The sequence below is a fragment of the Dyella flava genome (assembly GCF_016904955.1).
Classification (GTDB): domain Bacteria; phylum Pseudomonadota; class Gammaproteobacteria; order Xanthomonadales; family Rhodanobacteraceae; genus Dyella_B; species Dyella_B flava.
Map to the genome: position 1 here is coordinate 95,034 of NZ_JADIKE010000024.1, position 20,560 is coordinate 115,593.

Genomic DNA, 20,560 nt, shown 5'->3' on the forward strand with positions numbered 1-20,560 from the left:
TCTGCGCAAACGCATCCTCATGGCGACCAGAACGCATCCAGTCGTGCGCTGCCCGGTTCCAGCGGGCCATCGAGGTGAAGCACGGCCAGTCCGGCCGGCGGCATGCCACGGAATTCATCCGAACGCCCTTCCACCAGCAAGGCGACCAGCCGTTCGATGCCGGGGTTGTGGCCGATCAGCATCACGATGTTCGCGTCCAGGTGCTGGTCCAGCAGGGCCAGCAATTCACCCGGGGTGGCGTTGTAGATTTCCTCGGCGGTCATCATCGTAGGTGCACGATCCAGGGCGGCGAGTGCCAGGCTGCCGGTTGCGCAGGTGCGCTCGGACGGCGAGCACAACACGCGATCGGGGTGTACACCGTGCGCCTTGAGCCAGGTGCCGGCGGCGCGCGCCTCCTGCTCGCCGCGCCCGCTGAGACGCCGGACGGAGTCCTCGCCTCCAGGCGGCGCCGGTTGGGCTTCAGCGTGTCGTAGCAGGATCAGTTCGTGCATGGGTACTCCAGGTAGTGCCTATTTAAGGTTCCGAGGTTGCAGGCGCTAGTGCTGGCGCTTGATCCAGCGCAGCAGTGGCGTCCAGTCCTGCTGGTGTCCACGCACCTGCTCGGATCCGTAGTCGAAGATGCCTTTGCCCAGCGAGGTCAGCAAGACGTAGGCCTGGGTATCGCGTAGTTGGGCCACCACCGGAAATGGCGCCTGTTCGGCCAGCTGGGCGATGGCGTCCTGGCTGGCGTGGGTCCAGGGTTTGAGCCGATTGCCCACCAGGGCCACCGGCAGCTTGCCGCGCTTGATCCGACTGATGCCGCGCAGGTGCTGCAGGAAATTCAGGGTGGCGTGCAGATCGAACGAGGATGGCAGGGCGGGCACCAGCAACACGTCGGCCTTTTCCAGATAGGGTTCCAGCTCTTTTTCGTGCGAGCCGGCGGCGGTGTCGATGAGTACGCGCTCGGTGTCGTCAGGCAGCTTGTCCAGCGCCTTGCGGCCGCCCTCCATCGCCAGCACGCCGGGGACATTGTCCGGACGCAGGCTGGCCCAGCGATAGCTGGAGCCCTGCGGATCGCTGTCGACGATGGCCGTGCGCTTGTTGTCCTGCGCCCAATGTGAAGCCAGCTGGGTGACCAGCGTGCTTTTACCGCAGCCACCTTTGCTGCTTGCTACCAACACCGTAAGCATCAGTTGCCCCTAATGGTGTGAGGTGAGGCAAAGGGTAGCAACAGGGCGGGAAACAGGGAACCGGGTGCGTCTTAAGCGCCCGGTTCCCTGTTGCCGCATCAATTCGCTTTTTGCGGCGGCTGCTGCGGCTGCCAGTCCGATGGCGCGTCGGTGGGAATGCCGTCATCGTGCAGCGCCGCCAGCACCAGGCTCATCTGGGTGCCGCCGCTGCGGGCCAGGGCCAGCAGATGCTGCGATTGCGCCTTGTCGTTCTGCGCGCGCAAGGACAATCCGGCGAAGTTCTGCACCTGCCAGATCAGGTTGCGCCGGGCGTTCTGGGCGTCCTGTTGCTGGGCCGGATCGGGATTGAGCACTTCGCGCAGATGCAGGCCCAAGGAGCGGGCCAAGGGGCTGGAGCCCCATTCGAGCAGCTTGCCCAGCTTCAGGCAGTCGTCCTTGATCGAGGCATCTTTCGGCGCGTTTTGTTCGCAATAGACAGCCGTGTCGCGCAACGCCGGCTGCGGCATGGTTGCGGCGGTGCCGAACACGATCAGCGCCTGCACGCCGTCCGCCCCAGCGGCGGAGTTCGGGTCCATCGTGGCGCTCGGCGGCGGCAAGGTGCTGACCGTGTTGGCCAGGGCCTGCAGGCCGATGCCGTTGTAGTCGTCATAGAGCTTGGCGGCAGCGGCTTTCGACAGATCCTGGCGCGCGTCGTCCTTCTTCAGCGTGTTCACGTCCTGGCTCAGCTTGAGCAGCCAGACGGCAGCGTTGTCGGGCGCCTGTTTGACCAGTTCGGCCAGGGCGTTGCTGTTGGGGCAGTCGCCACGGGTGTCGGCGTTGCAATCGGCCAGGCGGGCCCAGCTGACGGCGGGACCGGCCCCATCCGCCTGGGCGGCGCGGGCGATCAGGGCATGAAAGTTCACGATCTTGGACTGATTGGGCAGCGGGCGGGCCATCAAGGCTGCCGCGAGCAGGCGCTGGGCATCGGCGCTTGGCGCCAGCACGCTGACCAGATCGCTCTGGAACGAGAGCAGAGCCTGATTGCGGGCTTCATCCGCATTGGCGGTGCTGGGGGCGGTCTTGGCTTGGTATGCCATGGCGGTTGTCGACGCGCCGAGCAGGAAGGCAAGGGTCAGGGCAAGGGGACGCCATCCACGCATGGAGAATGCTCCGTGATTCATAAAACCCCCAGCATAACCGCGATGGATTGAGGATGTTCTGAACAGTAGCGATAGGACTTGCCGATCAGCGGCTTACGTCAAGCCGCAGGACCGTCGGCTCTTGCTAGGATGCCGGTGCTGCCGTACGCAGGAGAATGCTGTGGATTCGTTTTCAATGCTGGCCGAGGGGCATGCCCCCTGGTTTGTCGGGTGGGGCACGCTGGCCTTGATCAATGCCGGTCTGGCTCAGGGCAAGAACCGCAGTGGCTTGTGGTGGTTCTTGCTGTCGTTGCTGTTCGGCCCGTTTGCAACGTTGGTGCTGGTGCTGCTGCCGAAGGTGCGGGACCGGATTTTTTGAGTAGCAATGAATTAGGGGTGAGGGACGGGTAGCGAGGGCGCAAGTTCACTTAGCTTGCGCAAGAGGGCGCGCTTGCGCCCTTGCTACTCGCCACTCACCCTTTTGATTCACTCGCCCAGGGCTTCGCGCATGAACTCAGGCAGTGCCAGTGCGCCCTTGTGCACATCGGCGTTGTAGTAGCGCGTGGTGAAGTTCTTGCTGAGCGCACCACGCTCGCGGAAGCCGGCCAGGTCGCCACCCTTGCGCGCCATGGTGCAGCTCCACCAGCCGGTGGGGTAGCACGGCTGCGGGAACGGCAGGGTCTTCACTGCGCTGAAGCCGGCGGTGCGCATGGCCGAGCGCATCGATTTGATCAGTTCAAGATGCGCCAGCGGCGATTCGCTCTGCTGCACCAGGATGCCGCCGTGACGCAGGGCCTTGTAGCAGCTGGCATAGAACGCGGCATTGAACAGGCCTTCGGCCGGACCGACCGGATCGGTCGAGTCGACGATGATCAGGTCCAATGATTCCGGTTCGGCCTCGGCCATGTACTTGATGCCGTCGATAAACAGCAGCTCGGCGCGCGGATCGTTATTGGATTCGCACAGCTCCGGGAAATATTGCTCGGCCAGGCGCGTTACGCGCTCGTCGATTTCCACCTGCGCGGCGTGCTCGACTTCCTCGTGCTTGAGCACTTCGCGCAGCGTGCCGCAGTCGCCACCGCCGATGATCACCACGCGCTTGGCGCGCGCATGGGTGAACAGCGCCGGGTGGGTCATCATCTCGTGATAAAGGAAGTTGTCGCGGCTGGTCAGCATCACGCAGCCGTCGATCACCATCAGGTTGCCCCAGTCGGTGGTCTGGTAGATCTCGATGGTCTGGAATGGGGTTTTCTCCGCATGAAGCGGCTTCTCCACGCGATAACCGATGGAGGAACCGGAAGCCTGGTGTGCTTCAGTGAACCAGCTGGGCTGCGACATGTCGGGAAAATCCTGCAAATCGTGGTTAAAGAGATGTGATTGTAGCGGCAACCGCTGGCGGCGTCCCGGCGGGCTGACCTCAAATTGTCGCGGCCGCCCGTTACAATGGAAGTTCAGGCTGTCAGGTGGACGGCCTATCAGCCTTTCCGGTCCCGCGGCGTGCGAGGCTTCCGGCCGGTGGGCTTAAGTTCGTCAAGGCTCGCCGCTGCGACGATGTCATCCCCTGGGTCGGTCAAGCGGCCCATCAAAGAGGAGATACCGTCACATGGCGAATTCTTGGACTACCGATGCGGCCCGTCACACCTATGCCGTACCTTATTGGAGTGATGGCTACGTCGATGTCAGCGACGCCGGCGATATCGTGATGCGTCCGCAAGGCCAGCGTGGTCCGGCCTTTTCACTTCCGGAGATTGTCGAGCGCGCGCGCGCCGATGGTCTGCGCCTGCCGTTGCTGGTGCGCTTCCCGGATATCCTGGCCGACCGTCTCGCACGGTTGCAGGGTGCTTTCGCCAAGGCGATCGGCGAATGGAATTACGCCGGTGGCTATACCGCCATCTACCCGATCAAGGTCAATCAGCAGCGCGGTGTGGTGGCGGAGCTGGTTGCAGCGGGCGAGCATGGTTTCGGATTGGAAGCAGGTTCCAAACCCGAGTTGATGGCAGTGCTGGCGATGGCGCGGCCAGGCTCGATCGTCATCTGCAATGGCTACAAGGATCGCGAATACATCCGTCTTGCGCTGATCGGCCGCAAGCTGGGGCTGCGCATCCATATCGTGATCGAGAAACTTTCCGAGCTGGAGCACGTGATCGCCGAAGCCAAGGCGCTGGACGTGGAGCCGCTGTTGGGCGTGCGCGTGCGGCTGGCATCCATCGGCGCCGGCAAGTGGCAGAACACGGGTGGTGACAAGGGCAAGTTTGGTTTGTCGCCGGCGCAGGTGTTGGTGCTGGTGGAGCGCCTGGACCAGGCGGGTCTGAAGCACACGTTGAAGCTGCAGCACTTCCACATGGGCTCGCAGATTTCCAACGTGCGCGACATCGCCAACGGTATGCGTGAGGCCACCCGTTATTTCGTGGAACTCAGGCGCCTGGGCGTGCCGCTGGAGATCGTCGACGTCGGCGGTGGCCTGGGCGTGGATTACGAAGGCTCGCGTTCGCGCAGCCACAATTCGATCAACTATTCGCTGGAACAGTACGCGGCCACCATCGTGCAATCGATTGCCGAGGCGGTGGAGACCGAAGGTTTGCAGGCCCCGCATATCCTCACCGAGGCCGGACGCGCGATGACCGCACACCATGCGGTGATGGTGGTGAATGTCAGCGAAGTCGAATCCGTGCCGGTTGGCAGTCTGCCGGCGGCCGAAGCTGACGAGCCCAAGGTGCTGCGCCATCTGCGCGAAGTGCACGATGAATTGAGCACGCGTCCGCCGCTGGAGTTGTTTCACGAAGCGCAACATCATTTGCAGGAAGGCCAGACGCTTTATGCGCTGGGCCAATTGTCGCTGGCGGATCGTGCACGTCTTGATGAGCTGTATTACGCCATCGTCAATGCGGTGCGCGCGCGCCTGTTGCCGGCCGAGCGCGCCCATCGCCAGGCGCTGGATGATCTGGACGAAAAGCTGGTCGACAAGTACTTCGTCAATTTCTCGGTGTTTGAATCGGTGCCGGATGTCTGGGCGATCGATCAGATCTTCCCGATCGCGCCGATCGCTCGTTTGAACGAGCAGCCCGCCCGCCGCGGCGTACTGGTCGACCTTACTTGCGATTCGGATGGTCGCATTGACAACTATGTTGATGCCGATGGTGTGGACGTAAGCCTTCCGTTGCATGCATTGAAGGAAGGCGAGCCCTATCGGCTCGGCATTTTCATGGTCGGTGCATACCAGGAAACATTGGGCGACATCCATAACCTGTTTGGTGACACGGATGCGGTCAACGTGCGCGTGGACGGCAGCAGCTACGTGTTTGCCCACAAGCGCCGCGGCGATACCACCGACCTGATGCTGGACTATGTGGGCTATGACCTGGAGGCCTTGCGCCGCAGTTATCGCGAGCGGATTGCCGCGGCCGGCGTGGCCGGCGAGCAGGCTGAGTACCTGTTTGTAACATTGAATGAAGGCCTGACCGGCTATACCTACCTGTCCGAGGGCGTGCGTTAGCGTCATGGCCTGGAGTGCCTCGAACCCTGTCGAGGCACTCTGCGGTTAGCCAACGTGATGCCCTGATCCCCCTTTCCCCCGATTCGAAGGAGTGGCACATGGCAAGTCTCGACGGCAAAGTTGCATTGATCACAGGCGCAGCAAGCGGCCTGGGCAAGGCAATCGCTGAACTTTACGCAAAGAATGGTGCGGCAGTAGCGATTGCCGATATCAACCAGCAGGCGGCGGATGCGGCGGCGGCAGAGATCAAGGCAGCTGGCGGCAAAGCGATCGGCATTGCCATGGATGTCACCAACGAAGAGGCGGTGAACGCCGGCACCGACAAGACCGTCGCGGCATTCGGCAGCCTGGATGTGCTCATCTCCAACGCGGGCGTACAGATCATCAATCCGATCGATCAGTTTTCGTTTTCCGATTGGAAAAAGATGCTGGCGATCCACCTCGACGGCGGCTTCCTCACCACCAAGGCCGCGCTCAAGCATATGTACAAGGACAACCGCGGCGGCACCGTGATCTACATGGGCTCGGTGCATTCGCACGAAGCGTCCATGCTGAAATCGGCCTATGTCACCGCCAAGCACGGCTTGCTGGGACTGGCGCGCACGCTGGCCAAGGAAGGCGCGGCGCATAACGTGCGCTCGCATGTGATCTGCCCGGGCTTTGTACGCACGCCGCTGGTGGAAAAGCAGATTCCCGAACAGGCCAAGGAATTGGGCATCAGCGAAGCCGATGTGATCAAGAATGTGATGCTGAAGGACACCGTGGACGGCGTGTTCACCACCGTCGATGACATCGCGCAGACGGCACTGTTCCTCGCGGCATTCCCGAGCGCGGCACTGACTGGCCAGAGTCTCGTGGTCAGCCACGGCTGGTATATGCAGTAACGCTCACAGCCCCCGTGTTTGTTCGGGCAGCTGTCAGCGCATTTCCTCAATGAGTTACCGCCATTCCCGCTTTCGCGGGAATGGCGGCGAGAAGCGGCGAAGACGTCTGCCCCGAAGTAGAGGGGGCCCGCGTAGCATCCTCAGATCAAGGAAATGCCTCATGAAAATCGCCGACGTCAAAGCCAACGCCTTCGCCATGCCATTGACGAGCCCCGCGTTCCCGAAGGGACCGTATCGCTTCGTCAACCGTGAGTTCCTGGTTGTCACCTATCGCACCGACATGGACGCCCTGCGCGCCGTGGTGCCGGAGCCGCTCGAAGTCACCGAGCCGATCGTGAAGTACGAATTCATCCGCATGCCGGATTCCACCGGTTTCGGTGACTACACCGAGTCCGGCCAGGTGATTCCGGTGAGCTTCCGCGGAGAGAAAGGCGGCTACGTGCACTCCATGTATCTCAACGACCATCCTCCGATCGCTGGGGGCCGCGAACTATGGGGTTTCCCCAAGAAGCTGGCCACGCCGATCCTGGAAACCGAGATCGACACCCTGGTCGGTACGCTCGACTACGGCAAGGTACGCGTGGCCAAGGCCACGATGGGCTTCAAGCATGGCGAAGCCGATCACAAGGCGGTCCTGGCCGGGCTCGCTGCGCCGAGCTTTTTGCTGAAAATCATCCCGCACGTGGATGGCACGCCGCGCATCTGCGAACTGGTCCGCTACTTCACCACCAACGTGACCCTGAAAGGCGCGTGGACCGGCCCGGCATCGCTGGAGCTGCACCCGCATGCGCTGGCGCCGGTGGCGGACCTGCCCGTGCTGAAAGTGGAATCGGCGCTGCATTACATCACCGATCTCACTCTCGACCTGGGCACAGTGGTTTACGATTATCTTGACGAAAAGAACAAGGCTTAGGAGTCGACGCATGGCTGAGCAAAAGACGTCATCTGCCAAGGCTGCGACACGGCATCCCGCACAAGATGCCTACAAGATCACCGCCCTGGTTCTGCAGGGCGGCGGTGCATTGGGTGCTTATCAGGCGGGCGTGTATCAGGCACTTGATGAAGCCGGTTTGCAGCCGAACTGGATCGCCGGCATTTCGATCGGTGCATTGAACGCCGCCATCATCGCAGGCAATCCCCCGGAGCAGCGGGTCGAAAAGCTGACCGAATTCTGGAAGACGATCTGCAAGTCGGCCTTGTGGCCCAATCGGCCGTCGATCCCCTTGCTGGAAAACTTTACGTTTCCGCAGGCCTTCCGTGATGGGGCCAACGCGCTATCCGCATGGCGCGCCTTGACGGAAGGCCAGGCCGGTTTCTTCCAGCCGCGCATGCCACCCCCGTTATTGCAGTGGCATGGATCCCCGGCTACGGCAAGCTGGTACGACACCACGCCACTGCGCGAAACGCTGGAGCGCCTGGCGGATTTTGATCGCATCAATCATCCGAGCTGCGTGCGTGTGTCGGTGGGTGCCGTGAATGTACGGACCGCCAACTTCGCCTATTTCGATAATCGCCACGGCCCGCTGCGGCCGGAACATTTCATGGCTTCCGGTGCGTTGCCGCCTGGTTTTCCGGCGGTGGAAATCGATGGCGAGTATTACTGGGACGGCGGCATGGTTTCCAATACGCCGCTGTATAAGGTGTTGACGGAGCGTCCGCACCGCGATTCGCTGATCTTCCAGGTGGATCTGTGGAGTGCCTGCGGTGCGCTGCCGCACGACATGAGTACCGTGGCGGAGCGCGCCAAGGACATCCAGTATTCCAGCCGTACGCGCCTGATCACCGAGTACATGCATCAAAGTCGTGAACAACAGCAGTTGCTGCACGAATTGATGGCGCTGGTGCCTGAAGCCAAGCGCACGGATCCTGCCTTCCGTCGCGCAGAGCAGCGTGCCAATGGTGCGCTGACCAACCTCATCCATCTGATTTATCGCGACAAGCCCTACGAGGGGCACTACAAGGATTACGAGTTCAGCGCTGCTACCATGCACGAGCACTGGCAAAGTGGTCTGACCGACATGCGGCACACGCTCACGCAGCCGACCTGGCTTGATCCGCCGACAACCGAAAACCCGTTCGTGACGCATGATGTGCATCGCGACTGGTTGCCGTGTACGTAGGCAACCGAGGCGACATGGCGCACAAGGGGGGCGCGGCGGACTCGGCCATGGAGCGGCTGTTCGGTATCCGCGCAGCCGGCGCCAGCATCCGGGTAGAGGTGCTGGCCGGCATCACTACCTTTCTGACGGCGATGTATATCATCGTGGTCAATCCGGCGGTGCTTGCACAGGGCGGCGTGCCGTTTTCCGCGGCGTTGACCGCGACGGTGCTGGTGAGTTTTCTCGGCAGTTGCGCCATGGGCCTTTATGCCCGCAACCCGGTACTGGTCGCGCCCGGCATGGGCATGAATGCGCTGTTCGCTTTTGTGATGGTCCACGGCGGCGGTATGTCGTGGCAGACGGCGCTGGGTTGCGTGTTCTGGTCAGGGGTGATTTTTGCGGTGCTCGCCCTGTTCAACGTGCGCAAGCTGGTGGTCGATGCCATCCCGGAAAATCTGCGGCATGCCGTGTCGTGCGGCATTGGCCTGTTCATCACCCTGATCGGCCTGGTCAACGCCAAGTTCATCGTCGGTGATCCGGTAACGCTGGTTCATTCGGCCAAGCTCAATCCGGTGTTGCTGACTTTTCTGGCCGGGTTGTCGTTCACGATCTTCCTGGTTGCGCGGCGGGTGAAAGGCGCACTGATGATCGGCATCGTGTTGACCACGCTGCTGGCGATTCCGATTGGGCGCTGGTGGGGCGACGGCAGCGCCTATGGCGCGACGACGACGCTGGTGAACTGGCAGGGCTTTTTCGCCAGGCCGGATTTTTCGGGCATCGGCCAGCTTGATCTGCTTGGCTCGTTGAAGCTGGCGTACTGGCCCTTCATTTTCGTCATGCTTTTCACCTCTTTCTTCGATGCCTTGTCCACCTTTATGGCGGTGTCGGATGTGGGGAACCTGGTGGATGAGCAGGGTGATCCACGCAACATCCGTCAGTCGATGCGGGTGGATGCGTTTTCGGCGCTGGTGTCGGCGCCGCTGGGCACGAGTCCGGCGAATGCCTTCATCGAATCGGCGGCAGGCATTTCGCAGGGCGGACGTACCGGGCTGGTGGCGGTAGTGGCGGGTCTGTGTTTCCTGCCATTTCTGTTTCTGTCGCCGCTACTTTCGCTGGTGCCTGCGATTGCCACTGCGCCGGCGCTGATTCTGGTCGGCGTGTTCATGATCGAATCGATTACCCGGATCGACTGGCAGCGGTTCGACGAGGCGGTGCCGGCCTTCGTGGCGATGCTGCTGATTCCGTTGACCTATTCGATCACCGATGGCGTCGCGTACGGGTTTCTCGCCTATGTGCTGCTCAAGCTGGCAACCGGACGTGCGCGCGAAGTTAAGCCCGCGATGTGGATCATCGTCGCCTTGGCGATCTTGCTGCTGGCGCACCTTTGAGGGCGTCGGTAGCGGTGCGTCGCGCGCGGACGTGTGCCTGCGCCATACTTACTTGGTTTGTACCCGGCGCGCGGATGACGGTGATGCACCGGACATGGAGCATCCATTCCTGACACATGATGTGCATCGCGCACTAGGCAATGATTGATTCTCTGAAGGAAAACGCATGACCCTCAAGGCAGCATTTATCGGCCTCGGCGCCATGGGCGCCCCCATGGCCGGACATCTGAAGCAGCATGGTTTGTTGCATGCCGTTGCCAACCGCACGCATGAGAAGGCCGTTGTACTGGCCAGCGAACTGGGTGTGGCCGCGCCCGCGAGCTTGTCCGAACTCGCGTCGCAGTGCGATGTGATTGCCTTGTGCGTGACGGCAGATGCGGACGTGCTCAATACGGTCGATGCGCTCGCGCCGCATGTGAAGCCGGGCAGCATCGTGATCGATCACTCGACGGTTGCCCCCGATACCGCCAAGCAGGCAGCGGCACGTCTGCAGGCAGTGGGCGCGCATTTCCTCGATGCGCCGGTCTCCGGCGGCGTGGAAGGAGCCAAGAACGGCAAACTCTCGATCATGGTCGGTGGCGATGCAGCGGTGCTGGAGCGTGCGCGTCCGGTGCTGGAAGCTTATGCCTTGCGTATCACTCATCTGGGCGATGTCGGCGCGGGACAGGCCACCAAGGCGATCAATCAGGTGCTGGTGGCGGGCATTGCACAGGCCGTGTGCGAAGGCCTGGCGTTGGGCGAAGCCTTGGGCCTCGATCCGGAGCGCCTGATCCCGACCCTGGGTGCCGGCGCGGCAGGCAACTGGTTCCTTGAAAAGCGCGGCGCAACCATGCTCAAGAATGAGTTCGGCGTCGGTTTCAAGCTCGCCTTGTTGCACAAGGATCTGGGCATTGTGCGCGGCATTGCGGAAAAAGCAGGCACGTCACGGGTCGTGATTGAGCGCTCGCTGGCCGACTACGCTGAGTTGATGCGGCAGGGTCACGGCGATGACGATATTTCCGGGCTGATTCGCCTCAAGCGTCGTCATTGATTGAAGACAAAGCAGTAAACAAGCAAGGGCGCCGATGGCGCCCTTGTTTCGTCATACGGGAAGCGTTTTCCGAGTGATTCAGCCGCCGGCTTTGAGCGCAATGGCGGAAATACCGGCGGAGGACAGGCGCTGCTTGACCGCTTCCAGGTCAGTGGCCGAATGGAACGGCCCCAGGCGGACGCGGTGATAGGTCTGCCCGCCGATGTTGACCGATTGCACGTTGGCGACGAAGCCTTGCAAAGCCAGCTTGGCTTTCAGCGTTTCCGCATCGGCGGCACTTGGAAAGGCGCCCACTTGCAACAGGTAACCGCTCGGCGTTCCGGCGGCCGGTGGCGGCGGTGCCACGGCTGAAGCTGGCGCGGCGGTGATGTTCTGGGTCACGGCTGCCGGTGCGTTGGCGGGCAGGGCGGGAGCAGGCGTCGCGGGTTGTGGTGCCGCCTGATTCTGTTGCGTGGCGAGCTGTTGTTGCTGTTCCGCCTTGGCCTGCGCACTGATTTCCGAATCCGGAATGCGCACTTCCTTCTCCGAGAGCACGGAGTAGAAGTCGTACTGCGGTTTCTTCGGTGCGGTGGTGCCACCCGACGGCGCCAGGCCTTCATCGCTACCGGGTTGCGCGGTGGCTTCAGGATTGGGCTGCGGACCTTTCGGTGCCATCGGTACCAGCGAGTGTCGCATCAACACCACCACGACCAGCGCGCCGATCAGGATGCCGACGAGGATGCCAGCCCAGGCCGGAAATCCACCGCTGCTGTTGCGCACGGCCTGCCGGCCTTTGCCCTTGCGTGGTGCCATTTACATCTTCTCCGGGGCACTAAGTCCCAGCAAATCCAACCCGTTCCGAATAACCCCACGTGTGGCGAGCGCGAGCGTCACGCGCGCGTTGCGCAACTCGACGTCATCCACGATCCATTTGTGTTCGTGATAGTAACTGTGAAGCGCCCCGGCGAGTTCGCGCAGATATTGCGCGATCAGGTGCGGTTCCAGGTTGCCGGCGGCGACTTCGACCACTTCCGGGTAGCGTGAAAGCTCGGTGAGCAGGATCTGCTCGTGCTCGGTGTCCAGCCGCGCCAGCTGACGGATGCCAATGGCAGTATCGACCGGGGGCAGGCCGCGCTCGGCCAGTTCCTCCAGCACGCGGCAGACGCGCGCATGCGCGTACTGGATGTAATAGACCGGGTTGTCGTTGCTCTGCGAGCGCGCCAGGTCGATATCGAACACCAGCTGCGAATCGGAGCGACGGGCGATCAGGAAATAGCGGGTGGCATCGCGGCCGGCTTCGTCGATCAGGTCGCGCAGGGTGAGGTAGCTGCCCGCGCGCTTGGAGATCTTCACCTCTTCGCCGCCACGCATCACTGTGATCATCTGGTATAGCACGTAGTGCGGCCAGTCCTTGGGGATGCCCAGGTCCAGCGCCTGCAGGCCGGCTTTGACGCGGGCCAGGGTGCCATGGTGATCGGAGCCCAGCACGGTGACAGCATTTTCGTAGCCGCGCTGCCACTTGCTCAGGTGATAGGCGACGTCCGGTACAAAGTAGGTATAGGTGCCGTCGGACTTGCGCATGACGCGGTCTTTGTCGTCGCCGAAATCGGTCGAGCGCAGCCACAAGGCGCCACCTTCTTCATAAGTGTGGCCGTGGGTGACGATTTCGCGTACGGCTTCTTCCACCTTGCCGTCGGTGTAGAGCGAGGACTCCAGGAAATAGACGTCCAGTTCGACGCCGAAGGCTTTCAGGTCCAGATCCTGCTCGTGGCGCAGTGCCGCCACGGCAAAGCGGCGGATCGCTTCGAGATCATCCGGATTCTTCGCGCCGGTCACGGTATGGCCATCGGCCGTCACGGACTCCCCGGCGAGGTAAGCCTGGGCGACGTCGGCAATGTAATCGCCGCGATAGCCTTCTTCCGGCCAATTCGCATCGCCCGGTGCGATGCCGCGCGCACGCGCTTGCACCGAAATCGCCAGGTTCTGGATCTGTACGCCGGCATCGTTGTAGTAGAACTCGCGCTTGACGTTCCAGCCGGTCGCCCTGAACAGGCGGCTGATGCAGTCGCCGAGCACGGCGTTGCGCCCATGGCCGACGTGCAGCGGGCCGGTCGGGTTGGCGGAGACGAACTCCACGCCCACCGTGTGGCCGGCGCCGCTTTGGCTGCGACCGTAGCCATCGCCCTCCGCCAGGATGCGCTTTACTTCGGCGTGATAGGCGCCTTGCGCCAGGAAGAAATTGATAAAGCCCGGACCGGCGATCTCCACCTTGCCCACCAGGCTGTTGCCGGCCAGGGCGGCCACCAGCTTCTCGGCCAGATCGCGCGGCTTGGCGCGGGCCGGCTTGGCCAGCAGCATGGCGGCATTAGTGGCGAAATCGCCGTGTTCCCGGCTGCGCGCGCGCTCGATGACGAAGTTCGGCAGTTCGAGGTCGGCCGGCAGGGTGCCATCGCCTTGAAGAGTCTGGATGGCCCGAAGGACCAATTCGCGCAGCGCTTCTTTCACAGGTATAGGGGTTTGATCTTGATAGGACCGCGCATCCTATCAGACCCGCGTGGCACGCCGCTTTCCGTTTGGCTGGGAGGCCGCTACGGGCGCTTAAAGGCGATCCCTGCTGCATTGCGGCGGTCCGGCTTGTGGATAAGTCTGTGGGGAAAGTGAAGGCAGCGTGCGCGTTTTGGCGCGGGAAATCCGTAGAAACCAGCTTGTCATGTATTTAACTGTTCAAAAACAATGGGTTGTGGCATTAATTTGATGTGCTGTTCAGTGATATGCCTATAAGTGACTCCTGGGGCGTTGTGTGCATAAGTCTTGCCACCCGAAACAGGAAGGCATGTCCGTTGCATGTCATATCCCAGTCATGACGCATTGCGACAATGGCTGGGTATCACCGGCGTCTCCCCCGTCGGAACGATACGGGACTGCCGCATCCCTTACCCTCCCCTCATGCGGCTCCCGGCGCGAATCCTCGTTCGCGCCGTTTTTTTTGGCGTTTCGCAAAGACCTAGTGCTAACAGGCCCTAGAGCATGCCGCGGGCCGCCATCGACACGGGCTCGGCATGGCCGATCACCAAATGGTCCAGCACGCGGACTCCAACCAGTCGCAAGGCCTGCCCCAGCTCACGGGTGATGGCCTGGTCGGCGGCGCTGGGCTCGGCCTCGCCGCTGGGGTGGTTGTGGGCAAAGATCACGGCGGCGGCGTTGTGTTTCAGGCAGGCGCGTACGACTTCGCGCGGGTGCACGCTGGCCCCGTCGACCGTGCCGCGGAAGAGTTCTTCGAAAGCCAGTACACGGTGACGGTTGTCCAGATACAGGCAGGCGAATACCTCATAGGGCAGATGGCGCAGGCGAGCGGAGAGATAGTTGCCGCTTTCGCGCGGATTGCTGAGCGCGGGCCGTTCCACCAGTTGTTCCGCCAGGCTTCGGCGAGCCAGCTCCAGGGCGGCGGCGATGCGCGCCCGTTTGGCAGGACCCAGGCCGCTGGCGCGGATGTGCTGATCCTGCTTGCCTAGCAGCGCGTTCAGGCCACCGGCGCGCATCAGCAGTTCGCGTCCCAGGGCGATAGCGTCCTTGCCGCGCACACCGCTGCCCAGCAGCACGGCGAGCAGTTCTGCATCCGATAGCGCAGCACTGCCTTGTGCCAACAACTTCTCGCGAGGGCGTTCGCCTTCCGGCCAATTCCGAATACTCATCCGCGTAGCTTGAGACTACGGATGCGATGCGGGCAGCAGTAGACGTACATGAATCCGGTAAGCTAGCCGTCCATCCGCATGTCAGACCCTGCTTACATCATGAGTCTTGCCCAACGCCGCATATTGCTGGGAGTGTCGGGCGGCATTGCCGCCTACAAGTCCTGCGAGCTGGTCCGCCGCTTGCGGGACCTCGGTGCGCAGGTGCGCGTTGTGATGACCGAAAACGCGACCCACTTCGTGACGCCGACCACCTTCCAGGCGCTGTCCGGCGAGGCTGTGCGGGTCAGTCTGTGGGATGAATCGGCCGAAGCGGCGATGGGACATATCGAGCTGGCGCGGTGGGCCGAGCGCGTGCTGATCGCTCCCGCCAGCGCCGATCTGATGGCGCGCCTGGCGCATGGACACGCCAATGACTTGCTGAGCACCTTGTGCCTGGCCACGGCGGCGCCGGTCTATCTGGCCCCGGCCATGAACCAGCAGATGTGGGCAAACGTCGCGACCCAGGCCAATCTGGCCACCTTGCGCGCGCACGGCATACACATTCTTGGACCGGCCGCGGGTGATCAGGCGTGTGGCGAAGTTGGTTCCGGCCGCATGCTCGAGCCGCACGAATTGCGTGAAGCGATGGTCGCTTCGTTTGGCGATCGGGTGCTGGCGGGCTTGAGCGTGGTGGTCAGCGCCGGGCCAACTTACGAAGATATCGACCCGGTGCGCTTCATCGGCAATCGCAGCTCCGGCAAGATGGGTTTTGCCGTGGCGGAAGCCGCTGCGCGGGCCGGCGCCCAGGTGACGCTGGTGGCCGGGCCGGTCACCCTGGCCACCCCGCACGGCATCGGCAAGCGTATCGATGTGCGCAGCGCCGCGCAGATGCATGCCGCCGTGGCAGATGCCGCAACGCAGGCGGACATTTACATCGGTGCCGCCGCGGTCGGCGACTATCGGCCGAACACCGTCGCCGAGCACAAGCTCAAAAAGCAACATGGCACCGATCTGACATTGCAGCTGGCCGAGAACCCGGACATTCTGGCGAGTCTTTCATCCCGGCAAGGACATCCGTTCCTGGTCGGGTTTGCCGCCGAAACGCAGAACGTGGAGAGCTATGCGCGCGACAAGCTGCAACGCAAAGGGCTGGACATGATTGCCGCCAACCAGGTGGGCGATGGGATGGGTTTCGAAACCGCCGACAACGCGATCACGCTGTACTGGGCCGATGGCTCCGCCGAACTGGCACGTGCCGACAAGGCGGTGCTGGCGCGCCAGTTGGTCGAGCACATCGCCAAGCGCTACAAGGCGGTGCGCGGATGATCGATGTCGAGCTGAAAATCCTCGACCCGCGCCTGGGCGATACCATTCCCTTGCCGCAAGCCGCCACCGTAGGCAGTGCGGGCATGGACCTGCGTGCCGCGGTGGAAGCGCCGCTTACACTGGCGCCGGGCGAAAGCTCACTCGTGCCCAGCGGCATGGCCATTCATATCGGCGATCCGGGCTGGTGCGCGCTGATCGTGCCGCGCTCGGGGCTGGGGCATAAACACGGCTTGGTGATGGGTAATCTGGTAGGTGTAATCGACGCGGACTACCAAGGGCCTTTGATGATTTCTTGCTGGAACCGCGGCACGCAGCCGTACACCATCGGGGTGGGCGAGCGCATTGCGCAGTTGCTGCTGGTGCCGGTTGGACAGGCGAGGCTGAAGATTGTCGACGAGTTCGTGCCATCGGAACGGGGCGAGGGCGGATTCGGTTCTACCGGAAAACACTGAAAACGTGGGGAATGGGCATGGCAATGAGCGGCGCACGAGCGCGTTTGCCGGGTGTGCACGTCGATTGGGGACGACTGTTGCTATTGGCCGGTGCCACCTTGGCGCTGGCGCTGGGCGTTTTCAGCGCCTGGCAGACCTGGCTGATTGCTGATCAGGGTGATGCCATCCGGCAGTTGCATGCCGCACAGGATAAGGTCGTGCAGGCGCTGGCCTCGGACATTGCGCAGGAGCGCAGCGAGGTCACCGCGGCGCTCGCCGGCGTCGATGTCAGTGGGCTACCGGCGAATTCGGCGCAGGTGCTGGCCAACTTGAAGCAGCGGCTGCCACAAGCCCTGAACGTGGAGCTGTACAGCGCCGGTCTCGATGAGGTGTTGCATGCCAATTATCGCGACTTCGGCTATGCCAAGGCCGCGCAATTGATGGCGGCGCCGGATGCCCAAGGCGATCCGCCGGTCGAGTCGCTATCCAAGGGATTGGGTGATCGCCGCATGACGATGGTGGAGCCGCTGGGTTCGCCGGAGAAACCACAGGCATGGGCGTGGATCGAGCTCCCCTTTGCGCCGATAGCACAACGCTTTAACGCGGTGTCGGTTGGCAGCGGTCGGCTTCAGTTGCATCAGAGCACCGATCGCGGCGACAACCTGGAGCTGATGGCGCACGGCAGTCTGGCATCGGTCGATGCGGAGCCGCAGGGCAAGTCGATTCCGGGCAGCAACTTCAATGTCGTGGCGGTGCTGCCGGGCGCTTATATCCTGTTGCCGCAATCCGTCTTGCTGGCCGCTTCACTGACGCTGCTCGGCCTCGGCGGCAGCTTCTATCTGTCTTGGTTGTTTGTGCGCGGTCCTGTGCGCCGTGTGAATGATATTGAGGAAGAACGTTTGTCGGACTTTACAGAAACCCAGCCCCACCCCGAACCCGTCAAGCCGGTGGCTCAGCCTGCTCCCAAGCCGCCGGCGCCGGCGCCCGCGCCAGTAACCTTGGATCCTGCCATCTTCCGTGCGTATGACATCCGCGGCGTGGTGGGCAAAAGCCTGACCGCCGATGTGGCCAAGCTGCTTGGCCAGTCGATCGGCACGCTGATGCGCGAAAAAGGCCTGCAAGAGATGGTTGTCGGACGTGATGGGCGTCTGTCCGGCCCCGAGCTGGCGGGCGCGCTGTCAGATGGTCTGCGTGCCGCTGGCATCGATGTGATCGACATCGGTGCGGTGCCGACGCCAGTGGTCTACTACGCTGCCTATCGTTTCAACACGGGCTGCGGTGTAGCGGTCACGGGAAGCCACAATCCGCCCGACTACAACGGCTTCAAGATCGTGGTCGGAGGCGAAACCCTTTCGGAAGGTGCGATCCAGGATCTGTACAAGCGCATGGCCACCAACGCGCTCGACAACGGCGGCGGTGGCAGCCTGCGCCATGTCGATGTGGTGCCGGACTATATCGAGCGCATCACCTCGGACGTGCAGACCGAGCGCATGCTCAAGCTGGTAGTCGATTGCGGCAACGGCATTCCGGGCGCCGTTGCGCCACAGGTGCTGGAAGGGATCGGTTGCCAGGTCATTCCGCTTTATTGCGAGGTGGACGGCAACTTCCCCAATCACCACCCCGACCCGTCCGATCCGCACAATCTTGAGGACCTCATCCTCTCGGTGAAGCAGACCGGTGCGGATCTGGGCCTGGCCTTCGATGGTGATGGTGATCGCCTGGGTGTGGTCACACGCGACGGCGAGATCATCTTCCCGGACCGCACCTTGATGCTGTTTGCGCGCGACGTGCTGTCACGCCAACCCGGTGCCACGATCATCTATGACGTGAAATGCACGGGCCACCTCAAGGGTCAGATTCTCGATGCCGGCGGCAGTCCGATGATGTGGCGTACCGGGCATTCGCTGATCAAGGCCAAGATGCGTGAAACCGGCGCGGAACTGGCCGGTGAAATGAGCGGCCATTTCTTCTTCAAGGAACGCTGGTACGGCTTCGACGACGGTATCTATGCCGGCGCGCGCCTGCTGGAAATCCTGGCGGGAGATCTGGAAGGCCGCACACCGGAAGAAATCTTCGCCACCTGTCCGAAAGGCGTTTCGACGCCGGAACTCAAGGTCGAGATGACCGAGGGCGAGCATTACCGCTTTATCGAAAAATTCCGCGAAACGGTGGATTTCGGCGACGCAACGCTCATCACCATCGACGGCGTGCGCGCTGACTGGCCGGATGGCTGGGGCCTGGTGCGTCCGTCGAACACGACGCCGATTCTGGTGCTGCGTTTCGATGCCGATAACGAGGCGGCGCTCAAGCGCATCAAGAAGACCTTCCGCGAGCAGATGCTGGCGGTGGATCCCACGTTGAAGTTGCCGTTTTGAAGCAGGAGTGAGTGGAGAGGAGTGAGAAGTGAGAGAGAGGCGAGCGGCCTCAAGGCGCGGCCTGTCTCTCACTTTTCATGCCCGTCCACCTTCTGGCTTCAGTAGCCGCGATCAGCCTTTTCGGCGGCTTTCAATTCGCGAAAGTGCTGCAGCTCCTGCGCTTGCTGCTGCACAACGGCCTCCCGATTGGCCTTCTGCCGTTGCAGCAGGGCCCGCTCGTTGGCAACCACGTTGCGCTGAGCACTGATCTGATCGGTAAGAAATTTCGGCACGGGCTGCTTTGCACGTTCGTCGTCGGCGGCGCGGTTAAGCAGATCGGTCAGTGCGGCATCCTGGCTGTGCAGGTTCACACTCGTGGTGTTCATCTGCTCGTCGAGATTTTCCAGCACCTGCTGCTGCTCAGCTTTGAGCGCATCCTCATCAGGGTAAGTGTTGATCAGCTGCAGATCGTTGCGCTTCTGTGCGTCGATCCCTCGCTGCCTGGCGGCGTCCTCTGCGGCCTGTTTATCGGCGGCAGCGCGCTCGGTGGGGGTGAGTGGCCGCGCGATATGAGCGACCACCATGCCTTCGTTATTGATGATGTCGTAGCCGAATTTCACCGCATCGTCGGTAAGGCTGTCGCTGTAATGCGACAGGCCGCTGGCATCGACCCAGCGGTAATGGGTACCACCATTGGGAGCAGTCTGGGCTGCTGCCGCGCCGGCTAGGCCGAGCGACAACGCAATGGACGCAATGAGCACGAGTCGACGCATGATCCCTCCTCAGTTTTCAGTATACCCGGGGGCTTTGAATACTGAACGACAGGGATGCGCCAACGTGATTGAATTCACTGCAAAGGCGCGGTTTCAGTCGCGCACGCCGTAACGCTCGCGGTACGCGATCATGCGCTGGTAATCGGCAGCCAGGTCCGCCCGCTCGCCGGCGTAGGCCAGCACGTCGCTGAAGCCGGTGATGGCGACGACGGGGATGCCGTAATCGCGCTGAACTTCCTGCGCCGCCGACAGCTCGCCCTGGCCGCGTTCCTGCCGGTCCAGCGCGATCAGCACGCCCGCAGGCGTGGCGCCCTGGGCGCGGATCAGCGCCAGGGATTCACGTACGGCGGTGCCGGCTGTCATCACGTCGTCAACGATCAGGACGCGCCCCTTGAGGGGGGCGCCGACCAGTACACCGCCTTCGCCATGATCCTTGGCTTCCTTGCGGTTGTAGGCCCAGGGCAGGTCGCGGCCATGCTCATCGGCCAGCGCCATGGCGGTGGCGGCAGCCAGCGCAATGCCTTTGTAGGCAGGGCCGAACAGCATGTCGACTTCCAGTCCCGAATTCACGACGGCCGCTGCGTAGGCACGGCCGAGACGAGCCAGCGCGGCGCCGGAGTCGATGCGGCCCATATTGAAGAAATACGGACTCAGACGGCCGGACTTCAGCGTGAATTCGCCAAAGCGCAGCACGTCGCGCTGCAGGGTGAGTTCGATAAAGTCGCGCTGGTAGTCGTGCATGGCGAAGACGCGGATGATGGAGTGCCGACATGTTACAGACTTTGGCGGCAATGATGAGTGAGGGGTGAGCGGCGGGACGCGAGTTTGAAGCTTGCGATGAGCCA

Annotated in this window: 19 protein-coding genes; 10 read left to right on the forward strand and 9 right to left on the reverse strand. The window is 62.6% G+C overall.

Annotated features, from left to right (window positions below; translation table 11 throughout):
• Positions 1–17: 17 nt before the first annotated feature.
• The 3 genes from ISP19_RS02165 to ISP19_RS02175 form a co-directional block, all read right to left on the reverse strand.
• Entirely contained in the window at positions 18–491 is a 474-nt protein-coding gene (locus tag ISP19_RS02165) for a SixA phosphatase family protein (protein WP_204679234.1), read from the reverse strand.
• 45 nt (positions 492–536) lie between these two features.
• Positions 537–1,169 (reverse strand): nucleotide-binding protein, encoded by a 633-nt coding sequence (locus tag ISP19_RS02170; protein WP_204679242.1) that lies wholly within the window; start codon positions 1,167–1,169, stop codon positions 537–539.
• A 98-nt stretch (positions 1,170–1,267) separates the two neighbouring features.
• Positions 1,268–2,308 (reverse strand): hypothetical protein, encoded by a 1,041-nt coding sequence (locus ISP19_RS02175; RefSeq protein ID WP_204679244.1) that lies wholly within the window; start codon positions 2,306–2,308, stop codon positions 1,268–1,270.
• 175 nt (positions 2,309–2,483) lie between these two features.
• Between ISP19_RS02175 and ISP19_RS02180 the strand changes: the two genes are divergently transcribed.
• Positions 2,484–2,666, forward strand: a complete 183-nt coding sequence (locus tag ISP19_RS02180; protein WP_204679307.1) for an antitermination protein NusB — start codon at positions 2,484–2,486, stop codon at positions 2,664–2,666.
• A gap of 107 nt (positions 2,667–2,773) precedes the next feature.
• On the opposite strand, the gene speE is transcribed toward ISP19_RS02180, so the two are convergent.
• Positions 2,774–3,625, reverse strand: a complete 852-nt coding sequence (gene speE, locus ISP19_RS02185) for a polyamine aminopropyltransferase (RefSeq protein WP_204679246.1) — start codon at positions 3,623–3,625, stop codon at positions 2,774–2,776.
• 265 nt (positions 3,626–3,890) lie between these two features.
• On the opposite strand from speE, the gene speA reads away from it, so the two are divergent.
• The 6 genes from speA (at position 3,891) to ISP19_RS02215 (ending at position 11,181) form a co-directional block, all read left to right on the forward strand.
• Positions 3,891–5,780, forward strand: coding sequence for a biosynthetic arginine decarboxylase (gene speA / locus ISP19_RS02190; RefSeq protein WP_204679253.1), 1,890 nt, complete (start codon positions 3,891–3,893; stop codon positions 5,778–5,780).
• A 98-nt stretch (positions 5,781–5,878) separates the two neighbouring features.
• On the forward strand, positions 5,879–6,664 hold the full coding sequence (locus tag ISP19_RS02195; RefSeq protein WP_204679254.1) for a 3-hydroxybutyrate dehydrogenase: 786 nt from the start codon (positions 5,879–5,881) through the stop codon (positions 6,662–6,664).
• A gap of 160 nt (positions 6,665–6,824) precedes the next feature.
• A complete protein-coding gene (locus ISP19_RS02200; protein WP_204679256.1) occupies positions 6,825–7,577 on the forward strand; it encodes an acetoacetate decarboxylase in 753 nt (250 codons plus the stop codon).
• Between the two features lie 10 nt (positions 7,578–7,587).
• Positions 7,588–8,784: a DUF3734 domain-containing protein gene (locus ISP19_RS02205; protein ID WP_204679258.1), complete on the forward strand. Its 1,197-nt coding sequence runs from the start codon at positions 7,588–7,590 to the stop codon at positions 8,782–8,784.
• Between the two features lie 14 nt (positions 8,785–8,798).
• A complete protein-coding gene (locus tag ISP19_RS02210) occupies positions 8,799–10,151 on the forward strand; it encodes an NCS2 family permease (RefSeq protein WP_204679260.1) in 1,353 nt (450 codons plus the stop codon).
• Between the two features lie 166 nt (positions 10,152–10,317).
• Complete coding sequence (locus ISP19_RS02215) at positions 10,318–11,181, forward strand: NAD(P)-dependent oxidoreductase (protein WP_204679269.1); 864 nt, start codon at positions 10,318–10,320, stop codon at positions 11,179–11,181.
• 78 nt (positions 11,182–11,259) lie between these two features.
• Here the strand turns inward: ISP19_RS02215 and ISP19_RS02220 are convergent, their stop codons facing one another.
• The 3 genes from ISP19_RS02220 to radC form a co-directional block, all read right to left on the reverse strand.
• Positions 11,260–11,973 (reverse strand): SPOR domain-containing protein, encoded by a 714-nt coding sequence (locus ISP19_RS02220; RefSeq protein WP_204679271.1) that lies wholly within the window; start codon positions 11,971–11,973, stop codon positions 11,260–11,262.
• Entirely contained in the window at positions 11,974–13,665 is a 1,692-nt protein-coding gene (gene argS / locus ISP19_RS02225; protein ID WP_204679273.1) for an arginine--tRNA ligase, read from the reverse strand.
• A 515-nt stretch (positions 13,666–14,180) separates the two neighbouring features.
• A complete protein-coding gene (radC, locus tag ISP19_RS02230) occupies positions 14,181–14,852 on the reverse strand; it encodes a RadC family protein (protein ID WP_204679275.1) in 672 nt (223 codons plus the stop codon).
• A 99-nt stretch (positions 14,853–14,951) separates the two neighbouring features.
• Between radC and coaBC the strand changes: the two genes are divergently transcribed.
• Genes coaBC through ISP19_RS02245 form a run of 3 tightly spaced genes read left to right on the forward strand, consistent with a single transcriptional unit; the run spans position 14,952 to position 18,963 of the window.
• Positions 14,952–16,157 carry a bifunctional phosphopantothenoylcysteine decarboxylase/phosphopantothenate--cysteine ligase CoaBC gene (gene coaBC, locus ISP19_RS02235; RefSeq protein WP_204679276.1) on the forward strand — a complete coding sequence of 402 codons (1,206 nt, stop codon included), beginning with the start codon at positions 14,952–14,954 and terminating at the stop codon, positions 16,155–16,157.
• On the forward strand, positions 16,154–16,609 hold the full coding sequence (gene dut, locus ISP19_RS02240) for a dUTP diphosphatase (protein WP_204679278.1): 456 nt from the start codon (positions 16,154–16,156) through the stop codon (positions 16,607–16,609). The genes coaBC and dut overlap by 4 nt, the downstream gene beginning before the upstream one ends.
• A 17-nt stretch (positions 16,610–16,626) precedes the next feature.
• Complete coding sequence (locus tag ISP19_RS02245; protein WP_204679280.1) at positions 16,627–18,963, forward strand: phosphomannomutase/phosphoglucomutase; 2,337 nt, start codon at positions 16,627–16,629, stop codon at positions 18,961–18,963.
• A 98-nt stretch (positions 18,964–19,061) separates the two neighbouring features.
• Here the strand turns inward: ISP19_RS02245 and ISP19_RS02250 are convergent, their stop codons facing one another.
• On the reverse strand, positions 19,062–19,715 hold the full coding sequence (locus ISP19_RS02250; RefSeq protein ID WP_204679282.1) for a DUF4124 domain-containing protein: 654 nt from the start codon (positions 19,713–19,715) through the stop codon (positions 19,062–19,064).
• 93 nt (positions 19,716–19,808) lie between these two features.
• A complete protein-coding gene (gene pyrE / locus ISP19_RS02255) occupies positions 19,809–20,456 on the reverse strand; it encodes an orotate phosphoribosyltransferase (RefSeq protein ID WP_204679284.1) in 648 nt (215 codons plus the stop codon).
• Between the last annotated feature and the right edge of the window lie 104 nt (positions 20,457–20,560).

Coding starts and splice junctions, on each gene's coding strand:
- ISP19_RS02165 (WP_204679234.1), bottom strand. CDS start 491: ATGCACGAACTGATCCTGCTACGACACGCTGAAGCCCAACCGGCGCCG.
- ISP19_RS02170 (WP_204679242.1), bottom strand. CDS start 1,169: ATGCTTACGGTGTTGGTAGCAAGCAGCAAAGGTGGCTGCGGTAAAAGC.
- ISP19_RS02175 (WP_204679244.1), bottom strand. CDS start 2,308: ATGCGTGGATGGCGTCCCCTTGCCCTGACCCTTGCCTTCCTGCTCGGC.
- ISP19_RS02180 (WP_204679307.1), top strand. CDS start 2,484: ATGCTGGCCGAGGGGCATGCCCCCTGGTTTGTCGGGTGGGGCACGCTG.
- speE (WP_204679246.1), bottom strand. CDS start 3,625: ATGTCGCAGCCCAGCTGGTTCACTGAAGCACACCAGGCTTCCGGTTCC.
- speA (WP_204679253.1), top strand. CDS start 3,891: ATGGCGAATTCTTGGACTACCGATGCGGCCCGTCACACCTATGCCGTA.
- ISP19_RS02195 (WP_204679254.1), top strand. CDS start 5,879: ATGGCAAGTCTCGACGGCAAAGTTGCATTGATCACAGGCGCAGCAAGC.
- ISP19_RS02200 (WP_204679256.1), top strand. CDS start 6,825: ATGAAAATCGCCGACGTCAAAGCCAACGCCTTCGCCATGCCATTGACG.
- ISP19_RS02205 (WP_204679258.1), top strand. CDS start 7,588: ATGGCTGAGCAAAAGACGTCATCTGCCAAGGCTGCGACACGGCATCCC.
- ISP19_RS02210 (WP_204679260.1), top strand. CDS start 8,799: ATGGCGCACAAGGGGGGCGCGGCGGACTCGGCCATGGAGCGGCTGTTC.
- ISP19_RS02215 (WP_204679269.1), top strand. CDS start 10,318: ATGACCCTCAAGGCAGCATTTATCGGCCTCGGCGCCATGGGCGCCCCC.
- ISP19_RS02220 (WP_204679271.1), bottom strand. CDS start 11,973: ATGGCACCACGCAAGGGCAAAGGCCGGCAGGCCGTGCGCAACAGCAGC.
- radC (WP_204679275.1), bottom strand. CDS start 14,852: ATGAGTATTCGGAATTGGCCGGAAGGCGAACGCCCTCGCGAGAAGTTG.
- coaBC (WP_204679276.1), top strand. CDS start 14,952: ATGAGTCTTGCCCAACGCCGCATATTGCTGGGAGTGTCGGGCGGCATT.
- dut (WP_204679278.1), top strand. CDS start 16,154: ATGATCGATGTCGAGCTGAAAATCCTCGACCCGCGCCTGGGCGATACC.
- ISP19_RS02245 (WP_204679280.1), top strand. CDS start 16,627: ATGGCAATGAGCGGCGCACGAGCGCGTTTGCCGGGTGTGCACGTCGAT.
- ISP19_RS02250 (WP_204679282.1), bottom strand. CDS start 19,715: ATGCGTCGACTCGTGCTCATTGCGTCCATTGCGTTGTCGCTCGGCCTA.
- pyrE (WP_204679284.1), bottom strand. CDS start 20,456: ATGCACGACTACCAGCGCGACTTTATCGAACTCACCCTGCAGCGCGAC.